The sequence below is a fragment of the Bradyrhizobium sp. 18BD genome (assembly GCF_054185225.1).
Window position 1 is genome coordinate 1 of record NZ_JAVAYL010000027.1, and the last position, 13,497, is coordinate 13,497.

At 63.8% G+C, this 13,497-nt stretch carries 13 protein-coding genes and 1 pseudogene; 6 read left to right on the plus strand and 8 right to left on the minus strand.

Annotation, left to right across the window (positions count from 1 at the left end; translation table 11 throughout):
• Positions 1-220: 220 nt before the first annotated feature.
• Together RAD16_RS35300 and RAD16_RS35305 are read right to left on the minus strand one after the other, a co-directional pair.
• Positions 221-1,186: a helix-turn-helix domain-containing protein gene (locus RAD16_RS35300; RefSeq protein WP_458162472.1), complete on the minus strand. Its 966-nt coding sequence runs from the start codon at positions 1,184-1,186 to the stop codon at positions 221-223.
• A gap of 445 nt (positions 1,187-1,631) precedes the next feature.
• Positions 1,632-1,919 (minus strand): hypothetical protein, encoded by a 288-nt coding sequence (locus RAD16_RS35305; protein ID WP_458162473.1) that lies wholly within the window; start codon positions 1,917-1,919, stop codon positions 1,632-1,634.
• Positions 1,920-2,256: 337 nt separating this feature from the next.
• Between RAD16_RS35305 and RAD16_RS35310 the strand changes: the two genes are divergently transcribed.
• Complete coding sequence (locus RAD16_RS35310) at positions 2,257-2,718, plus strand: host attachment protein (protein ID WP_458162474.1); 462 nt, start codon at positions 2,257-2,259, stop codon at positions 2,716-2,718.
• A gap of 31 nt (positions 2,719-2,749) precedes the next feature.
• Here RAD16_RS35310 and RAD16_RS35315 read toward each other — a convergent pair whose 3' ends face one another.
• Entirely contained in the window at positions 2,750-3,016 is a 267-nt protein-coding gene (locus RAD16_RS35315) for a hypothetical protein (RefSeq protein ID WP_458162475.1), read from the minus strand.
• A gap of 299 nt (positions 3,017-3,315) precedes the next feature.
• Between RAD16_RS35315 and RAD16_RS35320 the strand changes: the two genes are divergently transcribed.
• The 3 genes from RAD16_RS35320 to RAD16_RS35330 all read left to right on the plus strand — a co-directional run bounded on the left by RAD16_RS35320 (position 3,316) and on the right by RAD16_RS35330 (position 5,568).
• Positions 3,316-3,762 carry a hypothetical protein gene (locus RAD16_RS35320; RefSeq protein WP_458162476.1) on the plus strand — a complete coding sequence of 149 codons (447 nt, stop codon included), beginning with the start codon at positions 3,316-3,318 and terminating at the stop codon, positions 3,760-3,762.
• A 95-nt stretch (positions 3,763-3,857) separates the two neighbouring features.
• On the plus strand, positions 3,858-4,730 hold the full coding sequence (locus RAD16_RS35325; protein ID WP_458162477.1) for a DMT family transporter: 873 nt from the start codon (positions 3,858-3,860) through the stop codon (positions 4,728-4,730).
• A 94-nt stretch (positions 4,731-4,824) separates the two neighbouring features.
• On the plus strand, positions 4,825-5,568 hold the full coding sequence (locus tag RAD16_RS35330; protein ID WP_458162478.1) for a hypothetical protein: 744 nt from the start codon (positions 4,825-4,827) through the stop codon (positions 5,566-5,568).
• A 48-nt stretch (positions 5,569-5,616) separates the two neighbouring features.
• Here the strand turns inward: RAD16_RS35330 and RAD16_RS35335 are convergent, their stop codons facing one another.
• Positions 5,617-5,931: a histone gene (locus RAD16_RS35335; RefSeq protein ID WP_458162479.1), complete on the minus strand. Its 315-nt coding sequence runs from the start codon at positions 5,929-5,931 to the stop codon at positions 5,617-5,619.
• Between the two features lie 66 nt (positions 5,932-5,997).
• A pseudogene (locus RAD16_RS35340) lies at positions 5,998-6,447 on the minus strand (FAD-binding domain-containing protein); the annotation flags it as partial.
• An 84-nt stretch (positions 6,448-6,531) separates the two neighbouring features.
• Between RAD16_RS35340 and RAD16_RS35345 the strand changes: the two are divergent.
• The gene (locus RAD16_RS35345; protein WP_458162480.1) at positions 6,532-8,262 is read left to right on the plus strand and encodes a methyl-accepting chemotaxis protein; all 1,731 of its coding nucleotides are present in this window, start codon (positions 6,532-6,534) and stop codon (positions 8,260-8,262) included.
• 66 nt (positions 8,263-8,328) lie between these two features.
• Here the strand turns inward: RAD16_RS35345 and RAD16_RS35350 are convergent, their stop codons facing one another.
• Positions 8,329-8,988 (minus strand): peroxiredoxin, encoded by a 660-nt coding sequence (locus tag RAD16_RS35350; RefSeq protein WP_061847701.1) that lies wholly within the window; start codon positions 8,986-8,988, stop codon positions 8,329-8,331.
• A 392-nt stretch (positions 8,989-9,380) separates the two neighbouring features.
• On the opposite strand from RAD16_RS35350, the gene RAD16_RS35355 reads away from it, so the two are divergent.
• Positions 9,381-9,953: a hypothetical protein gene (locus RAD16_RS35355; RefSeq protein ID WP_458162481.1), complete on the plus strand. Its 573-nt coding sequence runs from the start codon at positions 9,381-9,383 to the stop codon at positions 9,951-9,953.
• 50 nt (positions 9,954-10,003) lie between these two features.
• Here the strand turns inward: RAD16_RS35355 and RAD16_RS35360 are convergent, their stop codons facing one another.
• Complete coding sequence (locus RAD16_RS35360; RefSeq protein ID WP_458162482.1) at positions 10,004-11,863, minus strand: alkaline phosphatase family protein; 1,860 nt, start codon at positions 11,861-11,863, stop codon at positions 10,004-10,006.
• A 1,305-nt stretch (positions 11,864-13,168) separates the two neighbouring features.
• On the minus strand, positions 13,169-13,441 hold the full coding sequence (locus RAD16_RS35365) for a hypothetical protein (RefSeq protein WP_458162483.1): 273 nt from the start codon (positions 13,439-13,441) through the stop codon (positions 13,169-13,171).
• Positions 13,442-13,497 lie beyond the last annotated feature (56 nt).

Here is a 13,497-nt window from a genome sequence, read left to right on the forward strand (position 1 = left end):
ACAAAGCGAAGGCGTTCTTCCATGACCGAACTCGCTCTCCACGGCATCCACACCTCCCGCAGAACAAAAGCGGAAAGTGTAACCCATGTGTCCGGTACGTTCTGTCACCTATGTCTCGGGCCGCTCAAGGCCGGGGGGGGGAGTCCCCCCTACTTGCCCTGAATCTTCAGCCCATTGGGACCGACATGGTTCCCGGCTGTCGGGGAGCCGGCGCCGGATGTCAGCTTGCGGGAAAGACTGTGCGCCGGGCCCGTGCCAGCGTGTCTGAGGGCGCCTCGTGGAAGGTCGCGCGGTAGGCCGCGGCGAACTCGCCGAGATGATGGAAGCCCTGGGCGCGTGCGCATGTCGCAACCGACGTGCCACCGCTCCTGAGAAGCTGGGTGCGGGCGGCCCAGAGCCGCTTCAGGCGGATGTATTGATGTAGACTCATGCCGCGCACCTTGTTCACCGCACCGCTGAGCGTCCGGACCGAGACGCCGAATTCACCCGCGAGATCGGCAGTGTAGATCGGTGAGGTCGGATAGGCGGTAACGTAATCGTCGATCCGCTCAACCAGCCTGGCGCAGCGCGCGCCGGCACTCGGGGCGGTGCGGTCCGACAACGGGTCAATCCGAAACAGGTCATCGAGGGCGAGCAGCAGGCCCTCCTGCAGATGCGCGGCGACCTCCCTGGTTTCGAACATGTACGGGTTGACGGACGCGGTCCTCAGGATATCGAGCACGAGCTGTCGCGCGTGGAGGTGAGCCGCGGGGTCTGCGATGAGCACCCACACCGCATCGGCGCGATCGAACCAGCCGCGGTCTTTGAGCGCGGGGGAGAACATGATCAGCGCGTGATGATTGACCTTGGGTTCGACGAAATGGCAATCATGCGTGCCGCGCAAGGCCACGTAGAAGCGCGAGTCGAGCTCGATCCCGCTCGAGCTGGCCTGCAAATCGTCGGTCATGGGCAGGATCACCATGCCCCCCGGCGCGCGATAGACGGTATCGAGGATGCGCGCAAACGACCTCGCCACGATGATCCGGCATCCCGGCAGGTTCACAATTACGCGCGCCGCGGCAAAATTGGCGACGTCGAGCGGAATGCTCCGGGAGTCTTCCAAATGCTCGGCCGGCCGAAACGCATCGATGTCGGCAAACCGGACCAACTGAAGGGCGGAGGAGGGGGCGAGAGCGTCGAAAAACATGCGCTGGCCAAGTTCTGCAATATGACAATTAAATGAATGTCAGTACACGTAATCAATGGCGAAACTTGTCGCACCCGTAAACTGGATTCCTGGCCGTAGTATTGCGGACGTCATGCCACTAGGGCGCCAGATCATTGTCACCGTCAACGGTCTCGGCTCATCGGCTGGCCGGACGAAAGGTCGATGAAATGAAGCCGCGTGCAGGCGGGACAGGCAAAGGACTCGAAGCTGCGTCCTTCCGGTCTCTGCTGCTTTTCCAGATGCGTCTGCACATTCATGCCCGTCTGCGGGCATCTGAAAACAATTAAGTCGGCCATCGACGCAGAATGACGGCGCTGGGAATTTTCACTTTGATCTAGATCAGTTTTGGAGCTGCTCCAGGCTGGTCGCGCCGGTGCCTTCATCATCTCGCAAAAGCGAAGGGGCCCCGAGGGCCCCTTCGACGTCACCAGCGGCGATAGCCGTAATAACCATAGCGCGGGCCGTAGCCGCCGCCGTAATAGCGCGGCGGTCCATAATAGCGGGGGCCGTAGTACGGCCGCGGTCCGTAATAGCCATAATAGTTCGGACGCCAGAAACAGCGCCCCCAGGCGTCGCAGACCATGCGGACCTGCTCGACGGCAGAGACCTGCGGGACCACAGGTGCAGGCGCAATGGGCATGGCGGACGCCGCCGGCGATGCCAGGACGGCACCGAACAGGGACGCGGCGACGAGGCCAATCTTAAGCTTCATGATGATGTCTTCCTCTACTTACGCAAAACAGGTTATCGAAGTTGTTCTGATGAAATTGTGGCGGAACCGAAATGTAATGCTGATGAACAAATCTTCAGCCAACCCGCCCCGGACCTGATCCAACGCCGCTACACTAGCTTGGTCTTGCCCGGCTTGCCATGCCGCCACTGCCGAGCCGTCCGCACCGCAGCACATCGCTGTCATCCTTGATCCTGCGCAATTCGCACGCGCCGCTTCGTCCCTAGTCTTGCCGATGTGGGCAGCGTTGCGCGGAATGCGAAGCGCCGCCGGGCCGGCCCGCAACCGGTCAGGCCCACGGTTTGTTTGGAGCTGTGCAATGGACAAGATGAGAATCGACAAGGGTGACTGGCTGGTTGTGTGCGACGGGCGCAAGGCGCTGATTTTGGAAAACCTCGGCGACGAGATGTTTCCGAACCTCCACACCAGGGAGGTGCACGAGCAGCCCAATCCCGCGACCAGCGCGCAAGGCAGTGACGCGCCAGGCCGACTGCATGGCGCCGCAGGCGGTGCGCGCAGCTCGGTCGAGCAGACCGATTGGCATGATGAGGCCGAGCGCGCCTTCCTGCGGAGCCTCGCCGGCCGACTCGATGCCGCGGTCAACGCGGGAGAGACCTCGGCGCTGACCATGGTGGCTTCGCCGCGTGCGCTCGGCATGATCCGCGCCGATTATTCGGACGTCGTGCGCAAGGCGCTTCAGGGCGAGGTCGGCAAGGACCTCGTCAAGCTGCCGGTCTATGAGATCGAGAAGCAATTGCTGCAGTCGGGCGCCGCGAAATAGGGACGCCCGAAAGCCGACGCGCCGGTGCCCCTCAGAAGCAGGGATGCCGGCGGCGGTCCTGGCCGACATAGGCGGCCGAGCTCCGGTAGCAATGGTTGGTCGAGGGGCCGTCGTAAAAGGCGAAAGTGCCGGGGGCGATGCCGGGGCCGTAATTGTGCAGATAGCTGATCGGGTAGGGCAGCGGATTGGCGGCATGGTAGCGGTGGTACCGGTGATGTCCATTCGCCTCCGCAAGGCCAGGGACTAGGATTGCCGCCGACAGGGCAGCAACCGCGGCTACAAGCTTGAACTTGCTCATCTCGATTCTCCGGAACCCGCGCAAATAGCTTAGCCATTATAACCATTTCGAGCGGTCTGGGCACCGTCCGGCGGCCGGAATCCGGGGCCCGTCCCGCCGATTCCCGGGTGGGTGTGACAGAATTGCCGGAAGGGCCGTTCCGGCCTGCCCATTTTTGGCCTTTTCGGGATGCTTAACGAATTTCCCACACAAGTATGACCAAGAAGAATTCGGTAAAAGATTCCTGCGGGCCATTTGGGGTGCTTTGGGGTGCTCTTGAGGCCGGCCCGTTCCTGCAAGGTTTTCACCGTCCTGTCGCCATGCGCATCACGCTTCTGAGCCTGTTGTTGCTCTGCCTCGCCGCCGTCACGCCGGCGCGCGCCGATTTGCACATCACGCGCGACCACGGCGGCTATGTCGAGGAGTACAAGGTCAAGTACAAGCGCGTCCGCGAGAAGGGCGAGCGCGTCATCATCGACGGCATCTGCAACTCGGCCTGCACCCTCGTGCTCGGCATCGTGCCGATGAACAAGATCTGCGTGACCCCCCGCGCCAGCCTCGGCTTCCACCAGGCCTATTACGACAAGGCCTTCACCTTCGGCATCAAGGTCACCAGCGCGGAGGGGACGTCCGACCTGATGTCCTACTACCCCGACACGGTGAAGGACTGGATCCGCCGCAATGGCGGGCTCACCACCGACATGAAGAAGATCAAGAACGGCATGGATCTCTGGAAGATCATCGACCCCTGTCCGGAAGAATGGTGAGCGGCTGAGCCGCGCCGCGGTCCGACGCAGCGCAGCATCGCCGGACGAGAAATTCGCATTGCCGCATAGGCCCCCATCAGGCAATGAGGGCGGCAATGAACCATAATCAAGAAGCCCTGACCGCCCGCGCCGCGCCGATCCTGTTCGTGCTGCTCTGGAGCACTGGATTCATCGGCACCAAATACGTCATCCACAACGCCGATCCCTTGACCTATCTCGCCATCCGCATGGCGATCGTGGTCGGCCTGATGGCGATCATCGCGGCGATCGCGCGGCCGAAATGGCCCGATCGCATCGGCATCGCGCACAGCGCGGTCGCCGGCATCCTCGTCCACGGCTTCTATCTCGGCGGCACCGCGATCGCGATCGCGCATTCGATTCCGGCCGGGCTCTCCGCGCTGATCCCGGGGCTGCAGCCGATCCTGACCTCGACCATTGCCAACCGCTGGCTCGGCGAGAAGGTGACGCCGGTGCAATGGGCCGGCCTCGTGCTCGGTCTCGGCGGCGTGGTGCTGATCCTGCACGGCCGTCCCATGACCGGGGAGGCCGGGCTCGGCTGGCTCGCCTCGGTGGTCTCGCTGATCAGCATCACGCTCGGCACGCTCTACCAGCGCCGCTACTGCAACCACATCGACTGGCGCGCCGGCAATCTGGTGCAGTACATCTCCGTCACGATCTTCTTCACGATCGGTGCCTTCCTGTTCGAGGACCGCGTGGTGCACTGGACGCGCGAGTTCGTGCTGGCGCTGGCCTGGCTCGCAGTGGCGCTCTCGATCGGATCGATCGGGCTGCTCTACTGGCTGATCCGCCACGCCGCGGCGACGTCGGTCGCGAGCCTGTTCTACCTGGTGCCCGCCGTGACCGCGCTGATGGCCTATCTGCTGTTCGGCGAGAAGCTCGACATGCTCGCGATTGCCGGCATGGCGATGTGCGCGGCGGCGGTGTTCGTGGTCAACCGGAGGTTCTAGGCAGAAGGCAGCAATCGGGAATACATCCCTGACGTGCAGGGCGCCGCGTGCTAGGCTGGCCGCATTTCAGTTTCCCTTTCACACGGTGATTTCCATGAAGAAGGCGAGACGTGCGCTGCTCGGCCGGTCCTTAAAGCCGGTCCGGATTGCCTGCATCAACTATGCGGAGGAGAGCATCAGCGGCCGCATGATGAGCAAGCTCACCGCGGCGCTGCAGAAATGCTACGACCGGCATTTCCTGCCGGTGTGGGGGTATCCGGTCGATCTCTATGTCACGCGCAAGCCGAAGGCGACCGACTGGCAGCTGGTCTATTTCGACGATGCCTCGCACAAGAACATGCTCGGGCGCCACGAGCTGACCCATCGCGGCCAGCCCATCTCCAAGATCTTCGTCAAGGCGCTGGGCGAGGAGCCCGTCAGCGTCGCGGCCTCGCACGAGCTGTTCGAGATGGTGCTCGACCCCATGGCCAATCTCTGGGCCGACAAAAATCCGAACACCCAATACGCCTATGAGGTCTGCGACGCCGTGGAGGAGGATTCCTTCGTCGTCAGCGGCTTCGAGATGTCGAACTTCGTCTATCCATCCTGGTTCGAGCCGTTCAAGCATCCGCGCGGCACCAAATTCGACCACAAGGGAACGCTGACGGAGCCGTTCTCGATGACCGAGGGCGGCTATGTCATCAAGAAGGTCAATGGCAGGAAGGTGATCAAGGCATTCGGCTCGGCCGAAAAGAAGCGGCGCTTCAACGCCGAGGACCGGCGCGGTCATCGCAGCGAATTCCGCGATCCGCAAGGCGAGCATCATCCGGGCCGGCGCGCCGCCAAGCGGCGAGGGTAGGGAGAAGTCCCCGGGCGCGCCCGCACCCGGAGACCCCGCGCGTTGCGATCAGCGCTTGGCCTTCTTGGCCTTCTTCTTCGACTTGGGAGCCTTCTTCGCGGACTTCTTGGCAGCTTTCTTCGCGGCTTTTTTTGCCGACTTCTTTGCAGCCTTTTTCGAGGTCTTCTTCGCAGCCTTTTTGGCTTTCTTCTTGGAAGCCTTCTTCGGCGCTACTTTCTTCGCGACCTTCTTTGCAGCTTTCTTGGTAGCCTTCTTCGCCTTCTTCGCCTTCTTGACGGCGGTGACGGCGGCATCCTTGGTCGCCTCCACGGCGGTGGTCATCGTCTCCATCACCTGCTCGGTGACCGGCTTCTCGTCGTCCATATCGTCCCCCACGGTTTGTATGGAGCGATGACGATAGCGGGTTTCATAATTGTGTCAAAGCAACGCTCAACCTTTGCGGATGTTTGCGTAAGCGGCGAGCGCGCGCTCGCGTCCCTTGGTGTGATCGATGATCGGCAGCGGATAGGTCTTGCCGAGCGTGACGCCAACGCTTGCCAGCTCGATCGGTGTTGCCTGCCAGGGCTGGCGGATCAGCTTGGCCGGCCGTCCTTCAGCTCCGCCACCCAGCGCTGGACATGGCTTCCGTCAGGCCTGAGGTGCCCTCGCGGTCGGGGCGGTCGCGATCGCCGACATAGCCGCGCGCGATGTGCTTGACGAAGTCGCGCACGCGCGCGCGCCGCGGCCTCGCCCCGGGGGCCAGGTCTCGCGCAGGCCGCCGGCCCAATCCGGCTTGGCCGGCTCGAGCTTCCAGCTCTCCAACTTGTCGCTGGCGAGCATCAGTGCCGGGCGCAGCTCCTTCGGTGCGGGCAGGGGCTTTGGCGGATCGCCGAGCGACAGCCGCGGGTGGCGCTGTGAACCGTCGTTAATAGGGCCGTAAGCCGATTGCATGAATATGCAAGAATTCCGAGGGTGGTTCCATTCATGTCTAACTCATTAACGGCGAAGGTCTTGCCGCGCTTCAAGCTGGGCACCAAGGCCGTCCTGAGCGCGGTGCTGCTGATCGCCGTGAACACGGCGCTCGTGGTCGGTGCCGGCTATTGGTCGCTCACCTCCGCCTTCAACGACCGCGCGCTGCGCGACATCGAGGTCAATCTGCGCACGCTGGCGCTGGCCTTTGCCGAGATCGTGCCCGACGCCAGGATCACGATGCGGGACGGCGCGGTGGCGCGCATCGAGATTCCCAAAATGCCGGACTTCAGGGATCACGCCATCGTCGATCGCGCGGTGTCCTATGTCGGCGGCAATGCGACGCTGTTCGTGTTCGACGATGCGAGCGGGCAGTTCGTGCGCCGCTCGACCAATGTGAAGAAGGAGAACGGCGACCGCGCCGTCGGCACCCAGCTTGCCGCCGATCATCCGGGGCAGGGCGCGCTGCGCCGCGGCGAGGCCTATCGCGGCCCCGCCATGCTGTTCGGCAAGTCCTTCATGACCGCCTATTTCCCGGTGCAGGATGCGGCCGGCAAGGTCGTCGGCATTCTCTATGTCGGCATCCCCATGGCGCAGTTCGAGAGCATGCTGGCCCAGGCGATCTCGAGCATGGCGATTGCCGCAGGGCTCGCCGCGCTGCTGGTCCTGGCGCTCACCCTGCTGATCGTTCGCCGCGTCACCAAGCCGCTCAGCTCGGTCACGCACTCGCTGACGGCGTTGGCCAACGGCCGGAACGACGTCGAGATCGAGTGCGAGGATCGGGCCGACGAGATCGGCGAGATCGCCCGCACGGTCGCGGTGTTCAAGAGCAATTCGCTGGAGCGGGCGCGCCTGCGCAGCGAGCAGACCGCGGCGACGGCTGCCGCGGCCGAGCAGCGCAAGGCGGAGCTGCGCAACTTCGTCGAACAGTTCCGCGGCAGCGTCGGCGGCATCCTCGACAAGGTGCTGACCTCCTCGGGCGAGTTCGGACGGGCGGCGCGGCAGCTCACCGACGCCGCGCGCTCCACCGCCGATCTGTCGGCGCAGTCGGCTGGCGCCTCCGAAAGCGCGTCCGAGCATGTCCGCTCGGCCGCGTCAGCCTCCGATGAGCTGTCCCAGTCGATCTCCGAGATCACCCGCCGGGTGCAGGAATCCAACGAGATTTCGGCCGAGGCGGTGCGGCAGGCCGAGGCGACCGACCAACGCATCGCGCAGCTCTCCGAGGCGGGCGCGCGGATCGGCGACGTCGTCAAGCTGATCACCTCGATCGCCGAACAGACCAATCTGCTGGCGCTCAACGCCACCATCGAGGCCGCGCGCGCCGGCGATGCCGGCCGCGGTTTTGCGGTCGTGGCTCAGGAGGTCAAGACGCTCGCCGGCCAGACCGCGAAGGCAACCGAAGAGATCTCGAACCAGATCGCGAGCATGCAGCTTGCGACCGAGGAGTCGGTCGTGGCGGTCAAGGGGATCGGCCAGACCATCGAGCGGATCAGCGGTATCGCGAGCTCGATCTCGGCTGCGGTCGAGCAGCAGCGGAGCGCCACCCACAACATCGCGGCCAGCGTTCGCGCTGCGGCCTCCGGCACGGCCGATGTTGCGGTGAATGTCCGTCACGCCGCCAAGGGCGCGAGCGAGACCGGCGAGACTTCGAGCCGGATGTTTGCCTCCGCCCAGGCGCTGTCAGGCGAGAGCCTGCATCTGAAGGCCGAGGTCGACGGCTTCCTGGACCGCGTGCACGCGGCCTGAGCCAGGTCCCAATGCGCCGTGGCGCATTGGGGGAATCGATCGGTTGCTATCCGCAACCGCCAGAAGTCATTTCGGCTGCGGCACGATGCGGATGTAAGGCTTCGGTTCCTTCCAGCCCTGCGGATAGATCGTCTTGGCCTCGTCGTTGGAGACCGAGCCCGCGATGATCACGTCCTCGCCCTGCGACCAGTCGGCCGGGGTGGCGACGCGATGCTTGGCGGTGAGCTGCAGCGAGTCGATGACGCGAAGGATCTCCTGGAAGTTCCGGCCCGTGGTCATCGGATAGACCAGCACCAGCTTGATCTTCTTGTCCGGCCCGATGATGAAGACGTTGCGGACGGTCTGGTTGTCGGCCGGCGTGCGGGTGAGGGGATCGCCCGAGGTCGAGGCCGGCAGCATCTCGTACAGCTTCGAGACGTTGAAATCGGTGTCGCCGATCATCGGGTAGTTCGGGGCTGCGCCTTGCGTCTCCTTGATGTCCTCCGACCACTTGGAATGGCGGTCGACCGGATCGACCGAGAGGCCCATCAGCTTGACGCCGCGCTTGTCGAATTCCGGCTTCAACTTGGCGAGAGCGCCGAGCTCGGTCGTGCAAACCGGCGTGAAGTCCTTGGGGTGCGAGAACAGGAGAGCCCAGCTGTTGCCGATCCAATCGTGGAACTTGATCTTCCCTTCGGTGGTCTCGGCTTCGAAGTCAGGGGCGGTGGCGCCGATCGGAAGTGTCATGGTTCTACCTCATCTCATTGAATATACTTGAGAAATAGTCTGCGGCCGTCGCCCCCAGTATAGGGACTTGATGGCCCTAAGTGAACGGTGACTGAACTGCTTGAAGTAAAATGTGAATTCCTCCTCTGAAGGGCTGATCTTACAGCACATTTTTGTTACGGGGGCGGCTGCGGCGAAACATCTCCACCGGGGCTTCACGGTCTCGATTGCCGCGATAAAGCCTTTTATGACCCTCATCACGCTCGCCCGACGCTCTCTGGAACCCAAACGGTCCTCGTAGCGACTAATCGGCAACCATTGAGAAAAGTCGCGATCCCCGTATCGAATCCTTAACCGCCCCTTTACGCCCGCATGAAAATGCTGGTCGATCAGAAGAAATCTGGAAGTGAACTATGTCCGCCGCTGCGCCTAAGTCTGCCGACTCGCCTTCCCTTGAACCGTCCTGCCGCGATACCTCGGCCCACGCACTGACCATCGTCCGTGACGGCGTGATCACGGGCGAAGGCCCCACCACCAAGGGCCGGGTCCACTTTTCCCGCTCGCTCGATGCCGATGACACTGCCTGGTGCGTGCGCATCCTGACCGCGACCGCCGTCAACGATCAGCCGGTCAGCCGCGCTGAAGCCGAAGCCCTGTTCGAGATCAACGAAGCTGCGACCGAGCGCACCGATGGTGGCCGGTTCGACGATTTGCTGGCCAAGGCCGTGGCCCACTACGCCGCGAGCGCCTCGGGCCTGAAGGTGCCGCCGCGCAGCGTTGCGCTGTCGGCCGATAGCGACATCGAGAGCTGGGCGCCGGCCTATGCGTCGAAGGTGAACAGCGAGATGCTGGAGTGGATCGCCGGCCAGATGCGCGGCAAGCGCCAGAACAACCGTCGCCTGATGGCGATGGTGGCGACCTTCCTGGGCGCCACCGCACTGCCTCTGGCGGGCCAGCTGCCGAACGTGTTCGACATCGGCATGTAATGAAACGAGATTGTCGCGCCCCTTGCGGGGCGCGAGCGAAGCGGCGGGGGTTATTTCCCCGCCGTTTTTTGTTTGTCGGTGTCCGGCTCGAGGCCGAGCGTGCGGCCGGGGAAGCCGGCGGCATCGAAGTAACGCTGGCTGCCGACGCGCTGGACGTTGAGCACGGTCTCCAGACCGTTCTCGGACTTCTTCTTGGACCGCTCCACGGACTTGAATGCCTTCGGCACGATGCCGTTGGGCAGCGCCTCCGACATCACGCGGCCGACGAGGCCGCCGTTCTGCGCGCCGCGCAGGCCGAGCAGCTGGGCCGCGGTCATGCCGACGTCGGCGTTGCTGACCGGGATCTCGCTGACATAGGCGGTTTTGAAGTCCGGACCGATGGCGGCCATGAAGTTCATGGTGTCGCCGCGGCTGAAGCTGCCGTGCATGCCCTGGCCCTGGCGCAGCACGGTGTCGGCCACCTGCACCGAGCAGTTGGTCGGCGCCTCGCCGCAATCGCTGGCATAGGAGCGGAAGTTGACGACGATCGACGGCGTCGGCGTCGCCGACTTGCCGCGCAGATTGATGCTCGAGAGCGGCAGCGTGCCCGGGAAGCGGCCGAGCGAGTCCTCGACGAACAGGCCGGACACGTAGTCCTGCTCAAGCAGCGCCTTGATGGTCTTTGCCGCCAGCTTCTTGTCCTTGCTCGGCAGGTAGATCAGGTCGGAGCCGCCATTGGTGGCGACGACGAGGTCGGGCTTCTCCGGATCCTTGCCGAGCACGCCATTGCCGGCCTTCGGATGCTTGTTGCCTTCGATCTTCGCGTTCTTGTCGTTGGGGTCGAACAGCGGCAGGTCGAGCGCCTTGGCAAGGTCGATCGCCAGGAAGCCCATCGGCAGGAAGTCCTTCGGCGTGTCGTCATAGCTGAGCTTGGCCGAGGGGCTGGTCTTGCTCTCCTTGGAGATGGTCGAGAAGCCGTGGTCGGCCTGGATCATGATGTTGGTGCTCGCAGTGAGCCCAAGCTCGTCCAGCGCCTTGCGGATCTGGGCGAGGTTGTTGTCGGCGTTCTTGATGCTCGCCATCGTGCTCGGGCCGTTGATGCCCGGCTTGATCTGGTTGAGGCTGTCGCCCTGGTTATGCTGGGTTCCGTCAGGATCGCGCGACCAGAACACCAGCACGAAGGGCTTGTTGCGCGCCTTGAACATCGGCAGCACCACCTTGGTGGCGACGTCGGCGAAATAGGCCTGCTGCGCGACGTTGGCGACGGTCGTGCCGGGCGTCTTGGCATCGCCCGCCTTGGAGTTGTCGCCGCGCGGCGGCGTGGCAAGGGGCAGGCCGGCCTTGGTCAGCGCCGCCTTCACCTCGTCCGACAGCGACACGCCGTTCTTGCCGCCGGTGGAGTCGTCGAACACGACCGAATGGAGACCCGGCTTTTCGGGCTTGTCGGTGTGGTCGAACTGGTAGGTCGGACCGACCTTGCCGATCGCCGCGGTGCTGAGGCCCTTGTCGCGGGCCAGCTTCAGGATGGTCTCTTCGTTGAGATAATCGCCCTTGAAATGCTCGTCGATGTCGCCGAGCACGGCGTCGTTCTCGATGAAGGGGACGACCGTGTCGCCGGCGGGAGCGGAGGTGTAGTTGGTCCAGATCGTGTTGGAGAACACGCCGGTATCGCCGAGGTAATGGCCGGTCGACATCGCCGAGCCGTTGGCCATGGTGAAGGTCGGGAAGAGGGAGTGCGAGTTCTTGAAGTTGACGCCCTTGTCGCGAACCTCGGCCATCGCGGGGGCCGTCTCCGGCGTCACCTTCAGCGCGCGCAGGCCGTCCGGAATGAACAGGATCAGGTTACGTGGCGTGTTGTTGTTCTGGGCGGCGGCAAATCCGGTGGTCAGCACGGTCAGTCCGGCTGACAGCAACACCAGTGAACGGCGCATCAAGTCTCTCCTGCGATGAGGCGAATGGCCGCGGCCGCGGCCCCCGGCATCGTTTAGTTTTGCTGTATGACGGTTTTGTTACAAGAGCGGAGGTGCCTGCAAGAGGGTTGGGGAGGGACCTCGACCTCACGGACACGTCATTGCGAGCCGATGGGCCCGCGCGAAGCGCGGCCCGATGACTGGCTCGGCGAGGCGATCCAGACTGCTTCCGCGGGGACAGTATCCATTCCGTCATCCTGAGGTGCGAGGCGTGCGATGCGAAGGCATCGCATGCCGAGCCTCGAAGGATGAGCGGCCGAGATGCAGCCGGGCCGTCGCCCTTCGAGGCCTCCGCTTCGCTCCGGCACCTCAGGGTGACGGTCATCGATTGGTACTCGCGTCAAAAGATTCTCGAACAACAGACACACCTTCGCGTCCTCGCGGCTCATCTCGCCCGAGCTTTGCTTCTGCGCTTCACCCTCCAATGAAAGAGGGCGCAGGGAAGGCCGGGAGCCGGCTGGCTCCCATTGACCGCCATGCCATGAGCAGGTTGCGCTACAATGCACAGCGGGTAACAGGGCAGCCGGAGCATCCCGGCCTTCCCTGCGCGATGGTTGGAACGGCTTATGTCGTGCGCTCCCCGGGGAGCGATGCACTATTGCCCCCGTCGCCTTGCCGATGGCTGATGCGCGTATCCGGTTGGACAGCACGCATCACGACAAGGCTTGACGCACAGACCCCGGGCGTCAGGACCACACGATTTTGCCGTACGCGAACCGCATCTGTCGTTGGCGCGAGGTCTTCGCTCACGGTTGCCCGCCCTGCGAAGCTTTTTCGCGCCGATGTGGCCCACGTCCACCGCCGCCCGGCCCGCGTTCGTGACGATCGCGATACGCCCCTCTTCCTTGGGCCGGGTTGCGACGATGGATACGCCGTTTCCGAATTTCGGTAAAGCGGAATATTTTTGACGGACGGTCTCGACCAATGGATGGCGTGTTTTGCCCGTCGGGCAACGCAAGGTCTCGTAGCCCGGATGAGCGAAGCGATATCCGGGATCAACGGCACAAGCGGCCCCGGGTGTCGCTTCGCTCACCCGGGCTACGAACTGCCCGAGTGTTTCTCAGCATCGTCATTGCGAGCGCAGCGAAGCAATCCAGAATCTTTCCGCGGAAAGACTCTGGATTGCTTCGTCGCTTCGCTCCTCGCAATGACGGAGGAGGCGACAGCGGCGCTTGTTCAACTGGCAGCACGAACCGCGAAGGCACCGTCAAACGAAAAGACCCGCCGCTCGATGAAGCGGCGGGTCGTTCGACCGAAACTCCCTCGCTACCAGCGATAGACGCCGGTCAGCGTGCCGTTGTTGTTTCCTTCCGGGCCGACGTCGCCCTGCGTCGAACTCGGCGCCGGATGGTTGGAGCCGTTGAGGGTGCCATACGTCTCCGGATAGTACGCGCGCGGTTGCATCGGCTCATAGCCAGGCGCGGTGCGGTCCCAGCCGGCGCGCGGTTCGCTCCAGCCGTAGCCCTGCGCCGATGCGGCGGTGGTGCCCGCGATGAGTGATGCCGTGATCAGGCAGAGGAGTTTTGATGTGTTCTGCATTGAGGATGCTCCTTGCTTCTGGTCGGGGCCAACGGATGCCATGGAGGAGCGTTCCG